Origin of the sequence: Streptomyces sp. NPDC058812, from assembly GCF_042744565.1 — a bacterium.
Classification (GTDB): domain Bacteria; phylum Actinomycetota; class Actinomycetes; order Streptomycetales; family Streptomycetaceae; genus Streptomyces; species Streptomyces thinghirensis.
In genome coordinates this window covers 249,041-270,527 of sequence record NZ_JBHYOB010000005.1, presented here as the reverse complement: position 1 = coordinate 270,527, position 21,487 = coordinate 249,041, and the positions used below count along the sequence as shown (strand labels likewise).

Annotated in this window: 18 protein-coding genes and 6 pseudogenes; 9 read left to right on the top strand and 15 right to left on the bottom strand. The window is 69.8% G+C overall.

Features of this window, described 5'->3' with window-relative positions; genetic code table 11:
* The first annotated feature begins 89 nt into the window (after positions 1-89).
* The gene (locus tag ACFW48_RS13075; RefSeq protein ID WP_386313633.1) at positions 90-1,616 is read left to right on the top strand and encodes an MFS transporter; all 1,527 of its coding nucleotides are present in this window, start codon (positions 90-92) and stop codon (positions 1,614-1,616) included.
* 235 nt (positions 1,617-1,851) lie between these two features.
* Here the strand turns inward: ACFW48_RS13075 and ACFW48_RS13070 are convergent.
* Both ACFW48_RS13070 and ACFW48_RS13065 read right to left on the bottom strand, forming a co-directional pair.
* Positions 1,852-2,079 (bottom strand): annotated as a pseudogene (locus ACFW48_RS13070) (ABC transporter permease); the annotation flags it as partial.
* A 12-nt stretch (positions 2,080-2,091) separates the two neighbouring features.
* Entirely contained in the window at positions 2,092-3,060 is a 969-nt protein-coding gene (locus tag ACFW48_RS13065; protein WP_386313630.1) for an SDR family NAD(P)-dependent oxidoreductase, read from the bottom strand.
* Between the two features lie 148 nt (positions 3,061-3,208).
* On the opposite strand from ACFW48_RS13065, the gene ACFW48_RS13060 reads away from it, so the two are divergent.
* The 3 genes from ACFW48_RS13060 (at position 3,209) to ACFW48_RS13050 (ending at position 6,685) form a co-directional block, all read left to right on the top strand.
* Complete coding sequence (locus tag ACFW48_RS13060; RefSeq protein WP_386313628.1) at positions 3,209-4,075, top strand: helix-turn-helix transcriptional regulator; 867 nt, start codon at positions 3,209-3,211, stop codon at positions 4,073-4,075.
* A gap of 574 nt (positions 4,076-4,649) precedes the next feature.
* Positions 4,650-5,384 (top strand): dienelactone hydrolase family protein, encoded by a 735-nt coding sequence (locus ACFW48_RS13055; protein WP_386313625.1) that lies wholly within the window; start codon positions 4,650-4,652, stop codon positions 5,382-5,384.
* Between the two features lie 566 nt (positions 5,385-5,950).
* Positions 5,951-6,685 carry a D-Ala-D-Ala carboxypeptidase family metallohydrolase gene (locus tag ACFW48_RS13050; protein WP_386313622.1) on the top strand — a complete coding sequence of 245 codons (735 nt, stop codon included), beginning with the start codon at positions 5,951-5,953 and terminating at the stop codon, positions 6,683-6,685.
* 1 nt (position 6,686) lies between these two features.
* On the opposite strand, the pseudogene ACFW48_RS13045 reads toward ACFW48_RS13050, so the two are convergent.
* A pseudogene (locus tag ACFW48_RS13045) lies at positions 6,687-6,881 on the bottom strand (hypothetical protein); the annotation flags it as partial.
* A 29-nt stretch (positions 6,882-6,910) separates the two neighbouring features.
* Positions 6,911-7,729 (bottom strand): barstar family protein, encoded by an 819-nt coding sequence (locus ACFW48_RS13040; RefSeq protein WP_386313620.1) that lies wholly within the window; start codon positions 7,727-7,729, stop codon positions 6,911-6,913.
* Positions 7,730-7,800: 71 nt separating this feature from the next.
* On the opposite strand from ACFW48_RS13040, the pseudogene ACFW48_RS13035 reads away from it, so the two are divergent.
* Positions 7,801-7,905: pseudogene (locus ACFW48_RS13035) on the top strand (restriction endonuclease); the annotation flags it as partial.
* Positions 7,906-8,035: 130 nt separating this feature from the next.
* A pseudogene (locus ACFW48_RS13030) lies at positions 8,036-8,485 on the top strand (M15 family metallopeptidase); the annotation flags it as partial.
* A gap of 250 nt (positions 8,486-8,735) precedes the next feature.
* On the opposite strand, the gene ACFW48_RS13025 reads toward ACFW48_RS13030, so the two are convergent.
* Entirely contained in the window at positions 8,736-9,854 is a 1,119-nt protein-coding gene (locus ACFW48_RS13025) for an FAD-dependent oxidoreductase (RefSeq protein ID WP_386313617.1), read from the bottom strand.
* Positions 9,855-10,196: 342 nt separating this feature from the next.
* Positions 10,197-10,658 (bottom strand): SRPBCC family protein, encoded by a 462-nt coding sequence (locus ACFW48_RS13020; protein ID WP_386313614.1) that lies wholly within the window; start codon positions 10,656-10,658, stop codon positions 10,197-10,199.
* Positions 10,659-10,894: 236 nt separating this feature from the next.
* On the opposite strand from ACFW48_RS13020, the gene ACFW48_RS13015 reads away from it, so the two are divergent.
* From ACFW48_RS13015 to ACFW48_RS13005, 3 genes are all read left to right on the top strand, one after another.
* Positions 10,895-11,527, top strand: a complete 633-nt coding sequence (locus ACFW48_RS13015) for a GPP34 family phosphoprotein (protein ID WP_386313611.1) — start codon at positions 10,895-10,897, stop codon at positions 11,525-11,527.
* A 426-nt stretch (positions 11,528-11,953) separates the two neighbouring features.
* Positions 11,954-12,337 carry a hypothetical protein gene (locus ACFW48_RS13010; RefSeq protein ID WP_386313608.1) on the top strand — a complete coding sequence of 128 codons (384 nt, stop codon included), beginning with the start codon at positions 11,954-11,956 and terminating at the stop codon, positions 12,335-12,337.
* 487 nt (positions 12,338-12,824) lie between these two features.
* Entirely contained in the window at positions 12,825-13,373 is a 549-nt protein-coding gene (locus ACFW48_RS13005) for a DapH/DapD/GlmU-related protein (RefSeq protein WP_386313606.1), read from the top strand.
* 43 nt (positions 13,374-13,416) lie between these two features.
* Here ACFW48_RS13005 and ACFW48_RS13000 read toward each other — a convergent pair whose 3' ends face one another.
* The 9 genes and pseudogenes from ACFW48_RS13000 to ACFW48_RS12960 all read right to left on the bottom strand — a co-directional run bounded on the left by ACFW48_RS13000 (position 13,417) and on the right by ACFW48_RS12960 (position 21,279).
* The gene (locus ACFW48_RS13000) at positions 13,417-13,671 is read right to left on the bottom strand and encodes a substrate-binding domain-containing protein (RefSeq protein WP_386313979.1); all 255 of its coding nucleotides are present in this window, start codon (positions 13,669-13,671) and stop codon (positions 13,417-13,419) included.
* A gap of 335 nt (positions 13,672-14,006) precedes the next feature.
* Positions 14,007-14,167: pseudogene (locus ACFW48_RS12995) on the bottom strand ((5-formylfuran-3-yl)methyl phosphate synthase); the annotation flags it as partial.
* Positions 14,168-14,542: 375 nt separating this feature from the next.
* Positions 14,543-14,785: a DUF6411 family protein gene (locus ACFW48_RS12990; RefSeq protein WP_121745263.1), complete on the bottom strand. Its 243-nt coding sequence runs from the start codon at positions 14,783-14,785 to the stop codon at positions 14,543-14,545.
* A 245-nt stretch (positions 14,786-15,030) separates the two neighbouring features.
* Positions 15,031-15,540, bottom strand: coding sequence for an SRPBCC family protein (locus ACFW48_RS12985; protein ID WP_386313603.1), 510 nt, complete (start codon positions 15,538-15,540; stop codon positions 15,031-15,033).
* 196 nt (positions 15,541-15,736) lie between these two features.
* Positions 15,737-16,172: pseudogene (locus tag ACFW48_RS12980) on the bottom strand (hypothetical protein).
* 38 nt (positions 16,173-16,210) lie between these two features.
* Positions 16,211-17,002: an amidohydrolase family protein gene (locus tag ACFW48_RS12975; protein ID WP_386313600.1), complete on the bottom strand. Its 792-nt coding sequence runs from the start codon at positions 17,000-17,002 to the stop codon at positions 16,211-16,213.
* Between the two features lie 566 nt (positions 17,003-17,568).
* A complete protein-coding gene (tpg, locus tag ACFW48_RS12970) occupies positions 17,569-18,126 on the bottom strand; it encodes a telomere-protecting terminal protein Tpg (protein ID WP_386313597.1) in 558 nt (185 codons plus the stop codon).
* Between the two features lie 12 nt (positions 18,127-18,138).
* Positions 18,139-20,379 carry a telomere-associated protein Tap gene (gene tap / locus ACFW48_RS12965; RefSeq protein ID WP_386313594.1) on the bottom strand — a complete coding sequence of 747 codons (2,241 nt, stop codon included), beginning with the start codon at positions 20,377-20,379 and terminating at the stop codon, positions 18,139-18,141.
* Between the two features lie 486 nt (positions 20,380-20,865).
* Entirely contained in the window at positions 20,866-21,279 is a 414-nt protein-coding gene (locus tag ACFW48_RS12960; protein ID WP_386313591.1) for a DUF4190 domain-containing protein, read from the bottom strand.
* Positions 21,280-21,487: the final 208 nt, after the last annotated feature.

Sequence of the window (21,487 nt, the reverse complement as noted above, 5' to 3'; positions counted from 1 at the left end):
TCTTCATCCTCCCGCACGGAGAACCCGGTATCCAGGTGGTGGCAGTACCCCCATAAATAGGCTCCTGGTTCCAGGATAAGCGGCGCTTCATGATCGACGGCATGACCACATCTTCTGCACCGCATGACAGTCCTTCCTCCCGTACGGGCGAACCTGGCGGAGAGGACGACCGCGCCGCGCCGCCGCCTGCACGAGGTCTGTCCGAGCCTCCGGCTCCGGCTCCGGGGCTGGGGACGGGCCGGCTTCTGACGACACTGTCGGCGTTGCTGTTGTCGGTGGTCAGTTTCGCGGCGGCGGGTATCGCCGTGCCCGACATCGGTGCTTCTCTGGGGGCCACGGCTGCCGAGCAGTCGTTGGTGGTGTCGGTGTACGCGTTGGGGTTCGCCATTCCGATGGTCCTCGGGGGCAGGCTCGGGGATCTGTACGGGCGACGCCGCCTCTTCCTGCTCGGCATGGCCGGGTTCACCCTGTTCTCCCTGGTCGCAGCCCTGGCCCCGAGCATCACCGTGTTGATCGCCGCGCGGGCCCTCACCGGAATCTCTGCGGCGGCCATGGTTCCCCAGGTGCTGGCGACGATCACGGCGTCCACCCAGGGGCCCGAACGTGCCCGTGCTGTCGCGCTGTTCGGAGCGACCGCGGGCGGGGCCACGGCGATCGGTCAGGTCCTCGGCGGCGTGCTGCTGTCCGTTCCCCTGCTCGGTGCTCCCTGGCGAATGATCTTCGCGATGAGTGTGCTCATGGGCGTGATCGCGTTCGGCGCCGCGCTGCGCTGGCTGCCCGATACCAGTGCGCCCGGCCACCGGTCGCTCGACCTGATCGGGACGACACTGCTCGGGCTCGCCCTGCTGGCACTCATGATGCCGATCTCCCAGGGCGGCGCGCTGGGCTGGCCGGTCTGGTGCTGGGCGCTGCTGGGGGCAGCGCCGGTACTGTTCGCAGCGTTCTGGCGGTGGCAGTTGCGGCTGCACCGTAGTGACCGCGTTCCGCTCGTTCCGCCGCCCCTGTTCCGGCTCAGCTCCTACCGGATCGGGCTGGTGATGGCGTTGATGCTCCAGTCCGCGTTCGGTGGGTTCACGTTCCTCTACGCGATCTCCACGCAGACGGGGCTCGGCTGGTCTCCCATGCACGCGGCCCTCGTGCTGTTGCCGTTCTCCTTGTGCTTCCTCACCGTGTCGATCTGGTCGGGGAAGCTCGCGCCCCGTTTCGGGTTCCGCCGGCTCCTCGCCATCGGCGGACTCGTCCAAGCCGCGTTCCTGAGCATCACAGCCGTCTCCGTGTTCCTCCAGGGTGCCGGCCTGAACTCGTGGACGTTCGCCGCCCTCCTCGTCGGAGTCGGTGTCGGTCAGGCCTTCATGTTCGGGCCGCTCGTCGGAGCGATGATCGCCGATGTCCCTCCAGCGTCTGCGGGAGCGGCATCCGGCGTGCTGCAAACCACACAGCAAGCCGCAATGGGCCTCGGCGTCGCCGTTGCCGGAGGTCTGCTCGGCGCGGCCCTGGCCGGTTCCACGGCCCCGACCGGTCAGGCCTACACGAGCGCGCTGGCGATCTGCATGCTCGTCCAGGCGGCATTCGCCGTCACGTTCGCCCTGTGCACGCTCGCCCTGCCACGGCGCTGACAGCACCGGACCGCCCTGGGGATCCTGTTCGCCGACGCGGCGCTGCCCGCGCCGTTCACCCTGTGACCGTCGACGACCGACCCGGACCGCACACTCTGGCTGATTCGTACTTGATCCCCAGAACGCCGGCTGACAGCAGGGGTGGGCGGTGTCAGCGGACTCGCCCGGTGAGACCAGTCCTGTCCCGTAGGCGCGGACGACGGCCTGGGCCCGGTCTCGCAGGGTCGGCGGAACGTCAGCTCTTCGGATCGCGGTTGAACTTCGCAGTCGGCCAGAAGTAGCCCGGAACCGTGAGGCCCAGGCACCAGCCGATGGTGAGCCACCCGTTGTGGCCGATCTCGGTGCCGAGGAGGAGTCCACGCAGGGTTTCGATGGCCGGAGTGAAGGGCTGGTACTCGGCGATCGGCCGGAACCGGCCGGGCGTGGAGTCGACCGGGACGAAGGCGCTGGAGAAGAGGGGCAGGAAGGTCCCGATCTATCGGGATGAACCGCTCGTCACGTCGCCTGAGAACGTGTCCTCCCTGGCCGCGTACGCCGCGGTGAACCGCTCGACGGCCGCCCAGAGTTCGCCTTCGCGCTGCGGGTCGTAGGACTCCTGCGACGAGCGGTCCGCACGGCTGCGGTCGACATAGGAGCCGGTCGGCGCATGGGTTGTGCCGAGGACGACGTCGGCGAGGCAGCGGCCCGCGGCACCGCGGCTGGTGGCGAACGGGGTGAGGGTCATCACCGGCATGATGCGGCGCATCGCGAACCGGGAGACGGGTCCCGCGTTGCGGGCGAGGCCGGTGCCGGGGACGAACCCCGGGTTGTAGGCGACGGCGCCGATCCCGGCCGGCAGCCGGCGCGCGTACTCGTGAACCAGGTAGATCGCGGCCAGCTTGCTCGTCGAGTACGCGGTACGCCCGCCGGCCGCGGTGTCCGGCTTGGGGAAGGCGCCCGTGCGGGCGAGGACGCCCGGGGACTTCCAGGCCGGGCCGGGCACCATGCCCATGTTGTGCCTGAAGTCGCCGAAGTGGGTGTCGCTGGTGGTGATCACGATCCGGGCGGGAGCGGTGAAGCGGTCCTGGAGCAGTCGGACGAACAGGTGATTGGCGAGCACGTTGATGGTGAAGGTGGCCTCGAACCCGTCGCGTCCCTCAGTCAGCGCGTTCGTGTACTGGATGCCGGCGTTGCCCACGAAGCCGCGCAGCGGCGGCAGGTCACCGCGGTCGAGCCGGCCGCGGATCTCGTCGGCAGCCGAGCGGACGCCGGCCAGCGAGCCGAGGTCCGCCGAGACGTGCGAGACCGTGTGCCCGCCCGCGCCGAGTTCCGCAGCGAGCTGCGTGCCGGAGGAGCCACGGGCCACCACCAGGAGGTGGACGTCCGGCGACTGGCGCAGGATGGATTCCGCGGCAACGCGGCCGATCCCGCGACTCGCGCCCGTCATCACGATGGTCTGCTTCATGGAAGGCTCCTCAACTGGTCAACCGATGGCGCCCGGCTCGGGCGCATCCCCACGTTCGCCGGTGGCGCCACCGCCAACCAGTGCCGTCCCCGTCACTAGGACTGGCAGTACCCAGGCTCGTCCGGCGCCGCGCAGCGAGAATGAACCCATGGCTTCCTCCCGCTCCGATTTCGCCGCACTCCTGCGCGCCTGGCGCGACCGGCTGTCCCCGGCCGACGCCGGCTTCACGAGGACGGACGGCCGTCGTGCCCCTGGGCTGCGCCGCGAGGAGCTCGCACAGCTGGCCGGGCTCTCCGTCGACTACGTCCTGCGCCTGGAACAGGGACGCGCGAAGAACCCCTCGGCCCAGGTCGTCGGCGCCCTCGCCCGGGCCCTTCAGCTGTCCCGCGCCGAGCGCGACCAGCTGTACCGAAGCGCCGGGCTCCTTCCGCCCCAGGACGGGACGGTCAGCGCCCATGTGCCCCCGGGCATCCAACGGCTCGCCGCGCGCCTGGGCGACGTACCGATCGGGGTGTTCACCGCCGACTGGACCCTGGTGTGGTGGAACACCACGTGGAGCGCCCTGCACGGCGACCCCGCCGCCCTCCCGACCGCCGAACGCAACCTCGCCCGCGCGCTCTTCGGCGACGGTGCCGCACATGACTCGATGCTTCCCGTCCGATCCGAGCGCGGACAGGACGCCTTCGCGGAGTCGATCGTCGCCGACCTCAAGGACGCCGTGTCCCGCTATCCCAGGGACGCCCAGCTCGATCGTCTCGTGCAGGAACTGCGGGGAGCCTCCGATGCCTTCGCCCATCTCTGGGCCACGCAGACGGCCGCCGCCCAGCACACGACGGACCGCAAGACGATCCGGCATCCAGAGATCGGCGACATCATGCTCGACTGCGACGTCCTCATCGTCCCCGGCGCAGACCTGCGCATGGTCACCTACACGGCAGCGAGCGGAAGCGGCGACGCGGGGAAACTGGATCTTCTTCGCGTCACAGGCGGCCGCACTGCCACCGCGCTCCCCTGACCGGCGGCTCCTGGGCGGGATCGCTTACGCCTTCGCCTTCGCAGAGCTGAAGCCGGCTCAACGGGCCGGGTTCCGGGTCGCGATGACGGCGGGCCCGCCCAGCCAGTTGGTCCACCCCGTGAGCCAACCCGGTTCGGCGGTGGCCAGGTGCGTGCGGCGCGGTGTCGTCGGCGCCGGCGACGAGGGAGGCGAGCGTGCCCTCGGCGACGAGTTCCGAGGCCACGAGGTTCATCGCATGGTTGCGCAGGCGGCGGGTCAAGGCCGGACCTCTCCGCCAGCATCCCGGCGGTCCGTCCAACAAGGATCTCCACGGCCGCAAGAGCCGCGAACAGCACTGTGGGCCTGGTGGGCTGGCATCGGCTTCATCCGGTGGGCTAAGTTGTGCAGCCATGACTACCGGGACGGCATCGCGCCACACACGGATTGGTGACCCGGTGCTCTTCTGAGCGCCGTACGGGCCGGTGCCGGCCCGCTGTCCAATCGAGTCAATCGAGTCTCTTGCGCTGCTGCGCGGGCTCCGCCTCCGTCGTGTTGATCACAGGCTCGACACGCATCAACCACGACAGGAGAATTCATGCCCACCAAGACGCTGCGCATTCCCACCGCGGACGGCCAGGCCGACGCGTTCGCTGCCTTCGCCGGTGGCGGGGGGCGGCACCCAGGGGTGCTCATGTACGCGGACGGCTTCGGGATCCGGCCCGTACTGCGGGAAATGGCCCGCGAACTGGCCGGGCACGGGTACTACGTACTCGTGCCCAACCTCTTCTACCGGCACGGTCCGGCACCGGTGATCGAACTTCCCGAGCACATTGGAGAAGAGGTCCGGCCCGCGCTCTTTGCCCAGCTGATGCCCCTGCTCGAGGCGCACACGACAGAACGCGTCCTGAGCGACGCCGACGCCTATGTCGAGTTCCTCACCTCTCAGCCCGAGGTCAGCGTCGGGCCGGTCGCGGTGACCGGCTACTGCATCGGCGGCCTCCTGGCGACGCGCACCGCCGCGGCCCACCCCGGCCAGGTAGCCGCCCTCGCCGCATTCCACGGCCCGGTGGGAGTCGACGGACCCGAGAGCCTCTCCAAGGTCACCGCCGAGGTCCACTTCGGCCACGCCGAGGGCGACTTGACGCCCGAGGCCCTCGGTGAACTCAACCAGGCACTGGACGTGGCAGGAGTCGGCTACAGCTCCGAGATCTACCCCGGCACCGTCCACGGCTTCACCATGTCCGACACCGATGCCTTCAACGCCGCCGCACTGCAGCGTCACTGGGACCGTCTGCTGCCCCTACTCGCCCGCACCCTGACCAAGAGCTGAGGCTCGGCCCTGAAACGAGCCCGAGGTACAGGCCTCCGGAGCCCCAGGGCGATGTTTCGGAGTCGGTGGAGGGCGGGCGGCGCCTGGCCTCCACCGAGGAGTCCTCGAGGCAGAACGGACCCGTCCGGCGGACGGGCTGCGGTAGGCAGTGCCGATGATCAGCCGGCTCCCTCAAAGTCTTCGCCGGCCTGCCCGCGGAGGTAGGGATCGACAACCAGGCGCGAGTTCGCCTCTGGTATCAGGACAGGTTCGGCGGGCCTCCCGGGCACAGACACGGGACGCCTTCGGAGTGCCGATCTTGGCCTAGCCCCGGCGGGTCGCGACGAGTTCGCGGACCAGGCCGGCCGACGGCGCCGGTGCACCGGCATCGATGCCACACACCGTAAAGCCTCCCCCGAAAGGCTCGCGGTGGTCGGAGAGTTGGACGTTCCCTGCCATGGCACGCGCGGTCCCCGCCGGACGCGGAAACGTCGACTTCGCGTCCCTCTGGGGCGCCATTGACGCGCGTAGCCCGTTGCCGCACGCTGGGCGTCGGATGTTGTCGACTCAACGGTCGGGAGGCCGGGATGTTCAGACGCGTGTCACGTCTGCTTCTCTCGTTTGTCATGCTCATGGCTGGTGCTGTCGTCGGGGTCGGCGCCACCGCCGGCGCCGCGCACGCCGACTCCTGCTTCACCTGGAATCGCACCCTCTCCCAGGGGTCCTCCGGCAGCGACGTGACCCAACTGCAGATCCGGGTCGCCGGCTGGGTGACCTCCGGCGAGCGGCTCTCCTACGACGGCCAGTACGGCGCGCGGACCGCCGCCGCCGTCAAGAAGTTCCAGGCCGCGTACGGACTGAGCGCGGACGGTGTCGCCGGACCCGCTACCTTCAGCAAGATCTACGCCCTCCAGGACGCGGACTGCACGCCCGTCCACTTCAGCTACGCCGAGCTCAACAAGTGCAACTCCGACTGGTCCGGCGGCGCGGTCTCCGCGGCCACCGCCAAGTCGAACGCGCTCAAGACCATGTGGAAGCTGGAGGCGATGCGGCACGCCCTCGGTGACGTCCCGATCACCATCTCCAGCGGTTTCCGCTCCCGCGCCTGCAACAACGCGGTCGGTGGCTCCGCGACCAGCCGTCATCTGTACGGCGACGCCGCCGACCTCGTCGGCTCGCCGAGTCTGTGCCGGCTCGCCCAGCAGTCCAGGACCCACGGCTTCTCGGAGATCCTCGGCCCGGGCTACCCCGGCCACAACGACCACACCCACGTGGCCTTCGACCCGTCTCCGTACTGGTCGGCTCCCACCTGCGGCATCTGAGTCACCGTGACCGGCGCGGGAGCGGGGCCGGGGCTCGGCACTCGATGATGCCGACCGCCAGCCCGCCCCGCGCCGTCTCCTCGCACCTCACCGACATGTCCGCGCCGGCGCCCTGCATCGTCTTGGCGACTTTGCCGAGGAACACCTCGTGGAACCCGTCGCCGCGCATCGCCATCCGCGCCGCCGTGACTGTCCGAGCAGGCGTTCTCCGGACTGATCAGGCTGTCACCGAAGGGTGACGCTCACTCCCTGTTCTTCGAAGATCTCCAGGAGCAGATCGAACAGCGCGACCTCGCGCTCTCCGATGGGCACACGCTCTCGCAGCCGTGCCCTGGTCTGGGCCGAGAAATCCCAGTGCAAGGTGAACGGCGTGGTGGCGCCCCAGCCGCCTCTCAGACAGTCGTCCAGAGCGTCGAGGTTCCAGCCGAAGTATCCGCCGGGGCCGTTGATGGCTTCACCGATCGCGCAGTAGAAGCTGTCTCGGTCAACGATGTGCCGACCGTCCAGGGTGAACACCTTGCCCGCAGGCGCGTCGACCTTTCCCTGACGTTGGTACTCCCGGGACCACAGCGTCACCGACAGCCATGCGCGTCTGTCCTCGGAAGCAAGCTCGTGCCACATGCCGGTGCGGTTCAGACGACCCGTGCGGATCAGGTCCCATACTCGTTCCGCTCCGGCCACGGCGTTCTCGCACCACAGCGTCATCGTGAGGTCGACGAGGCCGGCCCCGCAGATGGAGGGCTTGACGTCGATGACCGTGACCTCGTTGACGAAGTAGGACCCCATGGTGGCACCGTCACCGTCAAGCAGCTCGAACCAGGCATTTCCCGCCAAGGCGCGACGACTGCCGACGTGGCCTACGCTCCTCAGTAGACCACCCTGCGGGAGACAGCCCGTGAGGTGCACTCGGCGTGCTTCCGCTTCGTCCGGTAGCGGCGTGAACAACCCCTCGGCCTCGCGAGCGAAGCCCCAGAAGTCAGCGTCGTCCTCATCCGAGGCCAGCGCGTACTTCCGCCCCTCACCGCCCCGCCCCGACGTTCGCATTGCACTCCCCCTGAGAGCGCTGATCCTACCGGCGCCCCGGTGACCTGACACGCGGTCCCTGAACGGCACCGCACGTCGTGGACCGACAGACGGTCGCCGTGTGGGCGGCCGGTTCGCGCCCACTGTGGGATCTGCTCCGCGCCGTTCCGCCTCCCCGACGACCGACTTCGCAGAGCCAGGACATTCCTGGTGTTGCGCCGGACACGAGGCGACCGGCTGGAACGGCACCCGCAAGGTGGCGCTGCGCCACAAGGACTCCCGCTGTGATCGGTACGTGCGCGCCGCCCCGCCCGTCGCGGTCCAGCAGCCGCCGACGGTGTCGTCCACGACGGCGTGACTGTCCTCGACGACGAGGTTCCCGCGGTGGCGAAGCTCCACCCCGATCTCCTCGATGCCCTCCGCCGGGCTGCGACGGCTGCCGCGGACGACAACGTCACGTTCTACGACAACAGCGGCTGGCGTTCCCCGGCGCACCAGGAGCGGCTTCTTCGTGAGGCGGTCTCCACGTACGGTTCCGAGGACGAGGCTGCCCGCTGGGTGGCCACCGCGGACACGTCTTCTCACGTGTCGGGGGACGCGGTCGACCTCGGCCCGTCCGATGCGACGGCCTGGCTGTCCGAGCACGGCGCCGAGTACGGGCTGTGCCAGATCTACCGCAACGAGCCCTGGCACTACGAACTGCGCCCCGAAGCGATCGACGACGGCTGCCCGACCATGTATGCCGACCCCACCACGGACCCGAGGATGCAGCGGTGACCGGCAGCGAGCGAGGACGGACCACGACGCGGGTCGACACGGCGGTGTCCGGACAGGGCCGCGCCGGCGCCGCACGTCGGCCTGCTCATACTGCGGCACGCGCGGGTCTCGGACCGCGGGGGCACCGCCGGCCTGGTGTGCGTCGGCGACGCCGATCCCGACCGCCGCACAGTGCCGGCCGCGGTCGGGCTGCTGATGCTGGTTCTGGTGCTGATGCTAGTTCTGGTTCTGGTGCCCTCGCGCTTGGCAGTCAGGATGGCTGGACTTCGTCGAAGAGGGCGAGGGCCTCGGCGGGGTTCGGGCTCACGAGGCGCTCCAGACCGGCCGTCGTGATCTCCGCCCACGTGCCGGCCCGTGCCCACATCCGTTCTTCGAAGGCGCGGACGACCTCGTCGATATCTCCAGGGCCGGTGGCGATTGACTCGGCGAGTTCGGCGCCTTCCAGCATCGCGAGGTTCGCGCCCGCCCCCAATGGAGGCATCAGATGGGCGGCGTCGCCCAGTAGCGTCACCCCGAAGACGTGCGTCCAGGTGTGGGACACGGGCAGGACGTGGAGGGGGCGGTGGACGAAAGCGCTGCCGTGACGGAGGAGTTCGAGGACGGGAGCGGCCCAGCCGTCGAACAGGGCCAGCAGGCTTGATCGCACGGCCTCGACGTCTGCCAGGTCCAGGTTCGTGTGCCAGTCCAGCGGTACGCGGAACTGGGCATACACCTTCACGTGGCCGCCGCTGTTGCGCTGAGCGACGAGCGCCCGGTTCACGCCGTACACGGCAAGGGAACCGTCGCCCACCAACCGGGCGAGGTCGGGGTGACGGGTGTCGACGTCGTCCAGAGAGGTCTCGACCAAGGTGACGCCGGTGTAGTGCGGCGTCACCGACGAGACCGCGGGGCGCACCCGGGACCAGGCGCCGTCCGCGCCGACCACGAGGTCGAACGTCTCCTGTCGCCCGTCCGCGAAATGGACCAGCACGCCGTCCCGGGCCCCCGGCTCCACCTGCGTCACGCCCCGCCCCCACAGGACGTCGAGAGGGCCGAGCAGCAGGTCGCGAAGTTGCCCGCGGTCGATCTCGGGATTCGCCGTGTCACCTGGGCGGGGCCGCCAATCGCGCAGGACGGTCCCGGCCGTGTCCAGGATTCGCATGGCCTGCCCCTCGGGGCGGGACAACGCCTGGAACTCCGCCAGCAGCCCCGCCTTGTCCAGCGCGAGCTGACCCAGTCCTTCGTGCAGGTCCAGCGTGCCGCCCGGGGGGCGGGCGTCGGGGGTGGGATCGCGTTCGAGGACGGTCACGGGGCATTCGTGGCGGTACATGACGCGGGCGAAGGCAAGGCCGGCGGGGCCGCTCCCGACCACGGCGATTCGGGGTCTCATGCCGGCAACTGTATTGCGCGCCCTTGGAACGCGGTGTCCTCGCCAGTACGTGGGATATTCAGCCCTGGTCACGTAGTCGGGGCCTGCCCTTCGAGCCCTTCCAGGTCTTCGACCTTGGACAGGAGGCGCCTTCGCGCGGCTCGGGCAAACCCCGGGGGCTCCTTGGTACTGGATCAGGGGCGCTGCGTGGCAGTACGGGACGAACCGGAGGCGCGCATACGGGAGCAGGCCGGCGCTGTGGCCGCGACACGGTCACGGCGCCGGTGCCGGCGCGGAGGCACCATGCGGTCGCCTCGCCGGCACCGGCGCCGACAGCGCTGCGCTTCAGGGGCAGGACAGCGGTCACTCACCGGGCCTGATGCGCCCGCGCCAGGCTCCGGACTCGCCGCCGCGGCCCTCGATGTACTCCTTGAAACGCTGCATGTCGCCCTTCACCCGCCGGTCGATCACTCCCAGCATGTCACCGGTCTTCTCCGCTACGCCGGTGGGCTCGACGTCCATGACGAGCTCGACTCGAGTGTGCGTGTCGTCCAGGCGCTGGAAGCGGACTGTGCCCTTCTGCCTGGTGTCGCCCGTGGTGGTGCGCCACGTGATCCGCTCGTCGGGGAGCTGGTCGACGATCTCGGTGTCGAACTCGCGCTTCACTCCGCTTACGTTGGTGGTCCAGTGGTTGCGGCGCTCATCGACCTGCCTGACTTCCTCCACCCCCTCCATGAACTGCGGGAACTTCTCGAACTGGGTCCATTGGTTGTAGGCGGTGTGCACAGGAACGTCGACTTCCACCGCTTCCTTGACCGTGCTCATCTGGCAGCCTTCCTCTCTACTGAATTCGTCGCAACCAGCGCCGACGACCGGCCCGCGGCCTCGGTACGCCGAGGCGAGTACCCGAGGATCAGTCGTTTAACGTCCGGTGGCCACGTACCGTGGCAGCCGCGCCGCACGCTTGGGCAGGCCGTTGTGGTGGGCCGTGGCGAGGCACCTGCTGACCGGCGAGTCGTGGCGGGACACGGCCGCCCGGTTCGAGCAGCACAATAGCGAGCATGAACACTGCTCGGGATCTGTTCGTCATCACCCTGGAAGTGCCGTCCAGTCGACCGATCACGCAAGGCGACGTCTCCTTGGTTCTCGCGGGCGCCGAACTCGTCGACCTCCGCGACGCGCACGCCCTGCGCCTGGACGGCGACCTCATCGTCCCCCTCGGGGATCACGCCGACGGCACGAACGCCCTCACGGCGCAGGCCACTGCCCAACTCGTCACGGAGCCACCGTACGAGACGGTGGAAGAATGGCTCTGGCGGCGGGGCCGCGGGCTGGCCGGCTCCTACGCCGATGACCTCGCCGCGCAGACAGCGGGTTCCGCCCGCGGCGGTCTCCTGCCCCGGTTCCTACGCCACTTCGCTCTCTCCCGCTCCCAGGAGCCCCCCGTCCGGCCACGCCACGAAGCCACAGACCGTCAGCTACTGGACGATTCCGTTCTGGCCGCCTTTGCGGGCACTCTCGGAATCGGGGAAGCCGTGCCGCCGGAACCCACCGACACGACCCCGGCCGACCAGGCGGACGACGTCGGCCTCATTCTCGCCGTGGTGAGCGACGCGCTGATGGAGCTCGAGGCCGAACGACAGCGACGCCAGATCGAACAGGATGCTTACGACAACGTGTGGCGCGCGCCCTGACTCCCCACGTACTGCGGCACCCCCGGCGCCACGCACCGGCGTTCCACTGGCCGTGAAGCCCGGTTGAAGGCCGGAGGAGCGACCGAACACCCATGGCCGGAGCCCGGCGCAGAGGTGCCCGACAAGGTTGCGACGGGGCCGAGACAGGTCGACATGCGGGTCGGGTCCACCGGCATGCGCACGACACCTCCTGACGTACGCCGGTCCCCGGCCAAAGGCGCCGAAGCCGCTGTCGAGGCGCTGCGGGACGCCGCCCGTGCTCTGGAACGGGGCCGCCCCCCCCCTACGCCGTCGCCTGCACCGACGACACGAGCGAACGGCCCCGACTTCAAGGGTGGTTCGAGGGCCACTGGCGGTAATGCGGTGGCGTGGCCCGGTGTTTCCGCCGACGCGGGCGGCGGCCTCGTGTCGTGGGACACTCCCCGGATGCCTGCCTGGACAACCCTGCGCCGTCTCGGCGCCGCCACCACTCTGTACGCCGTTTTCCTGGCCGGGTGGTGGCTGGGCCAGCCCGTACGCTCCGACGGCTGCCTCGAGGACCGGTTCACCGCCGGGGCGGACGGTCGTCTCACATCCGTGGAGCCGGCTGACCCCAGCCGGTACCTCACGAGCCTCGACCTCGACTTCGGACTCCTCGACTGGGCAGACGACATGGACGGCTACCGCGACGGCGAATACGGTCCCAGCGACTACGGATACGACCTGCAGGGCGAGTTCGAACCGCACGTCACGTCCGGCGCGACCTACGCTCCTTGCTCCTACAAGAAACGCGCCCGCCTGCTGGCGTGGGTCAACGGCGACTGGGGCTGACGGGGGGTTCGGGTGCTCCGAGGAGTGCCCGGGCATGTGTCAGCGCTGCGGCGTTCGGTCCCTGAACGCTTCGGGAGCACTGGTCCGTGCTCATCACGTCCACCAGGTGCGCCGCGGCCCTCTCGGCGCTACCGGTTTTCGGCCGGGACCAGGTGATCGCCAGGGACACCGGACTTCTCGGGGCGGTAGTAGTCCCTGATCCCGTCCCGCCCAGGTGGACACCCGGATGCGGTCCTCCCCGTCCGGATCGCCTTTCGCGGCGAGCGCTTCTGCGAACTCGTCCCCGGCGTCGAACCGTTGCGGACTGAGGACGACGCCACCTGCGCAGACAACCAGGCGTTGATCGTGACTGTCCCGATCGTTGTTTGATTCCGGCGTGCTCCGGTCGCTTTCATGACTGCGGTCACCTTCCGGTTGGTCGACCGCCGTTCTCGGCGGGTGCCGTCCAACGGGCTACGGCCCGAACGTCCCGTCGTGAGGAACCCTCATGCCTGATGAAAACCGACTCTACGTTCGCACTCCCGAGTTCGCGCGGGTGGCCGAGCGGATCGAGCACGTCACCGCGCTCACATCACGGTTCAACGTCCTGCCCTTCGACGACAAGGCCGCCCGGGCGACCCTGTTGTCCGAGATCGTCGGCGAGCAGGTCCCCGACTCCGTCACCGTCTACCCGCCCTTCTACACCGACCACGGGCTCGGGATCGACTTCGGCGAGCACGTCTTCGTCAATCAGGGCTGCACCTTCCTGGACCAGGGCGGCATCTACCTGGGCAACGGCGTTCTGATCGGTCCGAAGACCAATCTCATCTCCTCCGACCACCCCCTCTCGGCGACCGAGCGAAGCGAATTCATCACCCGGTCGCCCATCACGATCGAAGCCAACGCATGGCTCGGCGCGGCGGTGTCGGTTCTCCCCGGCGTCACGATCGGACGCGGTGCCGTGGTCGGCGCCGGAGCCGTTGTCACGAAGGATGTTCCCCCCAACACCCTGGTGACCGGGCCGGCCGCGTTCGCGCGCAAGGAATGGAACGAGTGAGCCGCCAACGGTGCGGGGAGTTCCTGAGCGCTTCGTGAGGTCGTCAGCCGGTGCGGCGGCCGCTGCTCGCGCGCACTTCGAGGTGGTGCGGGGTCACGATGTCGAGGTGCGCCACATTGGAGACCGGGCTGTATATGCGATCGGCGAGGCACTGCAGGGCCCGCTCGGCGATCTGTCGCTTGTCCGGCACCACGGTCGTCAGCGGCGGGTTGGCGTACTGCCTGACCTCGATGCCGTCGAAGCCCACCACGGCCAGCTCCCCCGGGACGCTCAGACCACGCGCGTGAGCGACGTGCAGTGCGCCCAGGGCGAGTTCGCCGGTGAACGCGAAGACCGCGTCCGGCCGGGCCCCGCGTCGTCCGTCCGGGCGCCCGCGTCCAGCAGAACGGTCATCGCTTCCGCTCCGTCCTTGCGGTGCAGGGTCGTCACGGGCTGCTCAAGGGCGGGGTCGGGCTTCAGCCCGGCGGGCTCGAGGGCCTTGCGGTATCCCTCCAGGCGCTGCCGGGCCGTCTCGTTCCGCGGATGCGGCTGCGGACCGATCGCCGCGATGCGCCTGCGGCACGATCGGCGAGCCCGTGCGGCTGTCGCTCGCCCGGGAGGACGACGGGCACGTCGCGGGACCGGTCCGGTCACCTGGATCCGGCTGGCATTGCGGCCGCCGCCCCGCAGACGGCACCGCGCACCCCGCCGATGTCCGTCTCGATACGGGCCGGTTCTCCCAGGTCACCGACCTTGACGCTGCCCGCCGGCGCGGCGAGGAGTCCGGCGTCGTGGGCGCGCCGCACGAACTGCGCCGACTGCGCCGAACCGACGGCGCGCGGGCGGACCACCGGTTCGTGGGGGCCGACGATGCGCTGCTGACACCCACGCCCGCCGCTCGGCTGGTGGACGTCTACCTGGTTCCGCCGTTCCCCAAGTGCGCCGGGGTCCCGGACTGTGGATCCGCTGGCCCCTCCCGAGTCCGTCGCGCCTTACCGCCCTCGGGTCGTGTCCACGACACCGGCGCCGTCGTGAGGCGGGGGCAGGGCAGGACTCGGCGAGCCTGTTCGGCAACCGTGCGATGCGCCGTGCGCTCCGGGAGGAGGGAGGGGCGACCGCGCCCAAGAAGAACCCGTGGGCTCCTTGCCGACGAGGCCGGGTCCGGCGTCCGGCATGCTCGTGCGCCGGACTCAGAACGGCATGCGTCCCCTGGCCCGACGGCCTGCGGAACCGCTGCGCCCCAGAGCGCGCGAGCTGGAGCGGAAGGGCTTGCTGAACAACCGTCCCAGCGGGCCGGGAGCCTTCGAGCCTGCCCGGGAACCGACGCCCATGGTGCGCTGCGCACCGTTCTGCGGATGGCGCGACAGTCGGGGCAGCAGGAAGGCGAGTGCCGCCAGTACGACGCAAAGGACGATGATGCCTGCGATGACCATGTGATGTCTCCTGATTTCGGGCCTCGGGCTGCTGTCCGTGCCTTCCTCGTGCCCCCTGATGGACGGTGCACGCGCGGCGCCTCTCCCGATCGCTCCTCGCCTCCCGGGCAGACGACTGACGGTGGCGCAGGCCGAGCGGGCCATCGGCAGCGCGGACGCACGAGCCAAGGGTGACGGCGAGGGCGATGCGCGGTCATGGGCATCCGCTCACGCGTGCCAACTGGACTACCGTTCCTGTGCGGACGTCACGGGGTATGGGCCTGCTCCAGCTCACGCTTGAGGTTGCGCAGGGTCATCTCGATGTTGCGGACCTGGAACTCGGCGAACGTCTTACCCGAGGTGACGAGCCGGTCGAAGGCGTTCGCCGCGAACGCGGGCCACGCGCGCCGGTCGTCGGTCCACGTCTCCGTCACGCGCGTGCCGTCGCCCACTGGCTCGAAGCGGTACTCCCAGGTGGCGATCGGGCCGGGCAGGCGCGGGCGGCTCAGCCCGATCGCGTGGACGCGGAAAGCGAAGCGCCTCCCCGGCTCTGCTGCCGTGACCGTACACCGCGTGACCCACTTGAACGCGCCACGCTTGTTGCGCCCGACGAACGTCGCACCCAAGGTGACGCTCCCGTCCGTCGAGTCGGTCGTCGTGCCCAGATTCTCCGGGCTCCAGCGGCCCATGTCTCCGGGACGGCTCACGGCGAGGTAGGCGGCGTCTGGCGAGACGTCGATGACGATGCTGCCGCTCACGGTGAATTTACGAGCCACTGCCTTGCCTCCGGCCGGGAAGAGAAAAGGTTACTGCCGAGTAGATGCATGCTACGCGCTGAGGCGACGGCAAGAGGTGTCGGCTTCCGTTCTCTGCGTGAGGGCAATTGTCTCCTCGGCCGAACTCATTCCCGCTGCACCCGTCGACCCCCTCCCCCGGTACCTTGGCGAGACGCATGATCCCCCCGGACGAGTCCTAGTCGGCGCGACCGGTGACGACACCGCCGCGCCGAGCCCGATCATGGCCAGCCCACCCGTGCCACCGATCAGTGCCGTCTGGCGGGGGGAACGGCCCAGCCAGTCCCGCGCGGTGGTGGCGGTCAGCCCCCGGATCCCGTCGGAGAGCAACTGCGACAAGGCGCCGGCCAGGCCGAGGAGAAGCATCTGGGCGCCCACGTGGCCGGTCTCGCGGTCGACGAACTGCGGCAGCACCGCGGTCAGGACCGACCGCTCGACCACGCTCCCCACCCCCAGAGCAACGCCACGACCAGAACGTAGCCGCCGAGCGCGTTGCCCGGTACGGAAGCCAGTGCTGTTCCACGTCCGTGGGCCAGCGCGGTCCTCTCCGACGGAGGCGGGACGCTCCAGACCGACCTTCGGCCTGGAGCGTGTCTCCTTGCCGGCTCAAGCAGTGGCGCGGTCGGGTGGGCCCGGCGCTGACCCGACGAGCTCAGAGGTTGAAAATCCGTCGAGCGTTGCCGGACAGGAACAGCTCGGTGGCCTCCTCGTCCAGTCTCAGTTCACCGAGGTGCTCCAGCGCCTGGCCGGGAGTGATCATGGGGTAGTTGGTGCCGAACAGCACCTTCCTGCGGCCCCGGCCGCGCAGGTAGTCGACCAGCTCGGTCGGGTAACGGCGGGCGGTGTAGGCGCTGGTGTCGATATGGACGTTGGCGTGCTTGTCGGCCACCGCGATCATCTCCGTGGTCCACGGATACCCGATGTGCCCGCACACGATGGCCAGTTCGGGGAAGTCCAGCGCGACCTGGTCGATGTAGGGGATGGGGCGGCCGGTTTCGGACGGACGCAGCGGGCCGGTGTGCCCGACCTGGGTGCAGAAGGGGACGCCGAGGTCGACGCAGGCGGCGTACAGCGGGTAGTACAGCCGGTCGGTGGGCGGAAGCTGCCACAGCCAGGGCACGATCCGCAGGGCCACGAAGCCCAGTTCCTCAACGGCGCGACGCAGTTCCCGCACCGCCTGGACCGGGCGGGTGAGATCCGCGCCGGCCACCCCGCGCAGCCGTCCCTCGGACTGGGAGACGAACTCGGCCACCTCGTCGTTGCTGATCAGCGGCCCCTGGGGCCCGTACCAGGCCGCCGAGAGGCCGATCTCGACGTCCGCCGCGGCCATCGCGGCCACTGTGGCCTTGAGCGGCAACGGCTCCTCCAACAGGCCCAGCCCCGTCCACCGGCGCAACGACTCGAACATCTCGTGGTTGGAGTGACGCAGCGTGGGGTGCTGCATCCACGCATCGATGACCGGCATCAAACGCCCTGCCTCTCTCCCGGCGCCGCCGGCCATACCCCACCCGAACGGCTAAGCGATCGCTTACCGCCACCGTAACCTTTGCGCGTCGTGCACAACCACCCCTCAAGCGACCCCGCTTCATGCGCCGAAGAGACACGCTCCAGGCCGCGCCAACAGCGCGACGCCACATGGCCATCACGTCCTTAAGTCGCTGCTCGGCGGTGGCCCTCTGGTCGTCGCGGTCGCGGCGGTGCCGGCCGCGCGTTCCCGCGCACGTAGGTGAAGACGGCGGCGGCCAGGTCGGCTTGGTCGGGGGTGAAACCCGCGGCTTCTTGCACTGCCAGGAAGTGGTCACTGTCGCCCCACTTGAACGAAGTGCTCGAGACCGCCGAGGGTGCCTCCCCCCGGCTGGGTGCGTCCGCAGACCCACCCCCGCAACACGGCGGTCTTCGCCTGTTGCGCCATCGCCTTGACCGCGGCCTCGCTGATCTGATGCCCGGTCTGCAACACCCATGCCCGTCCGCCGCCCGGCCGCCCATCGACCGGGGTTCGGGGTGCGTCCGCTACAGGTCGAACTCGATGTGCTCGATGTCGGTGAAGCGCACCTCTTCCAGGGAGCCGGCGCGGCGGCCGCCGTCCTGGAAGTAGGTTTCCTTGAGTGCTTCGGCGGCGATCTGCTGCAGTTGTCGGTCGCCGGCGCCCTGCTGTTGCGCGTCGAAGAGGCGGGCGGCGTACCGCGGCGGCAGCGCGACGGTCAGGTGCCGGACCCGGTCTTCGTCGGTCGATCCGATCGGCGCCTTGTAACCGATCCGGGCGCGGGTGTCGATGACGATGCCGTCGGTCGTTGCCGCCTTCTCCTTGGCCTTCGCCCGGATCTGCGGCTGCCACCGGGCCTTCACCTCGCGCTCCAGGCGCGCGGCGAGGTCGGGGCGCGGTTTCCTGAGCTGGCCTTTCACGTACCGCTCGACGGTGCGCTGGGAGACGCGCAGCATCTGGGCGACGGCCCTGGTGCCCTTGAGCTGCTTGACCAGGTACCGCATCTGCGCGCCCGCGGTCTTGGGTGCCGGACGGGTGAAGGCCTTCTGTACCGCGGCGTCCAGGCCGTCCCCGAACAGGGTCATCGTCGCCCGCTCCTACTCTCCGTTGTCGACGTCGGTGACGGTGCCGTCCTTGATGTACCGGGCGAGGTTGAGCTCCGGGGTGTTGAACCGGTCGCGGACTTCCTCGCCCCACAGGACGGTCTGGGTGCCCTCGTGCTTGACCAGCCCCGGGTTGATGCCGAGCTTGAATCCGCCCGGCAGCGGCTTGCCGTCCCGGTAGGGGAGGATGTCCAGCGGCGACTCGCCGTCGGCCGCGTACACGACGCAGTCGGAAAGGATCGCGACCGGGTACTGACCGGTGAACGCCGCGTGCTTGACGATCTTGCGGTGCAGGTTGGTCCTCGTGCGGGAGATGACCGCCGCGCGGATGTCCGGCCGCCACGTCGGACGGGACAGGGCCCGCCACGGCTCGCCCGGCCGCCAGCCCTCCCCGCGGGGGCGCTCGCGCAGTTTGCCCAGGCCGCCCTTCACCGTCGCCTTCACCGCGGACACGATGATCGCCAGTTCGGGGTCACGGGTGCGGTAGTCGTCCATCGCCGTCAGGAAGTCCTCCGGTGGCAGGTCGGCGTCGACGCCGAGGTCGGCCATCGTGGCGAGATAGGCGTCACGCAGCCGCTGGTACCAGTTGTCGAGATAGCGGCCGTTCTCGTAGCGGACGTACGCCTCAAGCGGGCGCACCGCGTAGCCCAGCTCCACCGCGTAGGCGACGGTCGGCGTCACGTACCAGGCCGGGCCCTCGGGGTGCTCGCCCTTCGGCGTGAAAGGGCTGGGCAGCAGACTGGCGTCCAGGTCCGCCCACTTGTCCTTGCCGATCCTCACGCGGGACAGGTCGACGTGGGAGAGGTCCACCAGCCAGGAACCGGGCAGCTTCGGGTCGAACACCGGTGCCTTGACGTGCGTGGGCGCTGAGAGGCCGACGACCAGGCCGTTGGCGCCGGCGGCGAAGGCCATGTTCACGTCGATGCCGACGAGGTTACGGCGCATGCATTCGTCGTCGGTGAGCGGCCGCGCCCAGTCATACGCTTCCTCGAACAGCTTCTCGTCCGGGCCACGCACGTGGAACCGTGGCAGATCCGCCAGGAGCGGGTGCCCGTCCGGGGCCTCGCACGGCGCGCAGTCCACCGGCTCCTTGCCCAACGAGCCGGGATTGTGCTCGGAGTGCCGGTTGCCGTCGGCGTCGGGCCCGGAGGCGCGGGTCGGCGGGTGCAGCGCGGTCATCAGCTCCAGGCCGGTCACGGCCGTGGAACCGCGCGGCGTCATCACCCGCGACGCGTACACGCCCAGCACGCGGGCGAGTTCCGCCGGCGGAAGCTGCCCGGCGCTTCCCCAGTGACGGACGTCCAGAGCGTCCCACGACGGGATGCACAGCTGCACGCAGGCCCGCTCCGAGCCGGTGGCGGGGCGGTAGATCCGCGCCCACGGACCGAACCCGCGCTTGGTCAGCTTCCAGTCGGCGCGGGCCAGCTGTCCGATGACCTTGTGGCCCTCCGGGATCCGGCCGGCGAGCCGCTCCTCGTCCGAGAGGGTGGTGGGGAGGCCGTATCGTTCCAGCGCGGCCTCGGTGAGTACCAGCAGCGGATCGGCGTCCTTGCCCGGTCCGGACAACTTCGGCTGCCCCAGCTTCGCCTCGCGCAGCGTCCAGTCCACCAGGGCCGGGATCGACTTGGCGGGCACGTCCAGGACCAGGCCGCCGACGCAGTACGCCCGTACCTGCCCGTCCTCGACGTCGACGACCGCCAGGGGTCCGTTCTCGAACCGCGGGTCGGTGCCACCCTCCGGGGCCGCCCTCTTCGCGCCAGGGCGGCGCGACTTCGACGGCGGCCTGGTCGACCCCGCCGGCCGCGGCGCGGCCGGCGGGGCACCAAGGGGAGAGCGGCCAGGGGCGACCCTGGTGCTTCCGGTAGCCGTCGGGGCCTCGCCCTCGGGCGCCGGCCCTGGGGACGGAGTTCGGGAATCCGCAGGGGCGGGCGTGCCGGTGGACACGGCAGGCACTGGGACCGTGGGGGCCGGTTCCTCCTTCACACTGGGCGCGGGGTAGAGCTCCGCGAGCTGCTTGAGCAGTCGTGCGTACGCCTCACGCTCCTGGCCTCGCGGCTCGGTCGGCTTCTTGACCGACTCCCAGCCCGACACCGTCGCCCTGCGCACTTTCAGCGCGGCGGCCACTTGATCCAACGTCAGGCCGTGCGCGGTACGCAACCGCTTACGCTCCTTTGCGGGTGGCAGCGGAGCGCGGGACGCGACCAGCGCGTCGACCGCGTCGAACAAGTCGGACATGGAGCACCTCCTGACCGACACCCTACTCGGCGCAGCGTACGAACTGCGTACCTTCACCGTACGTTCAGCGTACGGGTCGCATTTTGCTCAGTGGCAGGGGCCGGACGCGGAGGCTTACGCCCGCGGAACACGTGGGCCGTGCAGTGGCTCCGGTGTTGTGTGGGCACGGCGGACTCCACTGCTCCTTCGCTTCACGCGGGCTGCCCGGGCAGGAGTACGGACGCTTCCCCGTCGGCGTATAAGGGTCGCGCAACCAGCTCCGCGTGCGGCCCGCGCCGGTATTGAAGGTCTGCGGCAGCGACAGGGCCGCGACGAGGAACAGCCGGCCATACCGGTGAAGTGCCGTACGGCGGTGTCCTACTACGGGTCCGCCGAGGACGTGCCAGGCCTGCTGCCGCGATGTGCGGGACCGGATCAGCCGGTGACCCAGGACGCCGCGTTGTCGGGGCGGCGGGCAACCCACCCCCGCTGCGACATGTACTCCGGTCAGTTGTTGACGTCCTTGTTGAAGTCTTCGGCACAGGCGTCCCGTTCGCTCTGCGTGTCGGCGTGCTGGACGCAGTCGTCGAAGTCCTTGAACTCGTCCGAGTTGAGGATCGATGCACCGATCGCGATGATCACGGCGGATGCGATCACTCCCAGCACACCGAGCACCGCGCCGACGATGGACATCTTGCCGTGTGGCGCTCTTCCGCCTCGTGCCTTGCGGGCTCCGACGATGCCGAGTATCAGGGCCAGGAGTCCGAGCACCACACCGCCGACGACGGTCCAGAAGAGAAGGACAGCCAGAATGCCGAGAACCAGTGCGGCTATGGCCAGTCCGTTACTCCGCTTGATGCCGGTGTCATGATGCGTCTGTGAGGTCCCGTTCGGTGTCGCGGGATGTTCCGGGAAGGACACGTCGTCACGCTCATCTCTTGTCTGGTTTCAGCGAGTTGTCGTGACTGCCAAGTGCCCCGGAGCGGACGACGGATGTCTCCTTCTCGTCCAGATGCTCGCGGACTTCCAGGGCGACGCGCGTCCGGAACGAAGTCCGACGATCGCTGCGCACCGTGCGACAGGGGGCCGCCGGGTGGCGCCGGCAGGTAGCCGACGACGACGTAGGCCG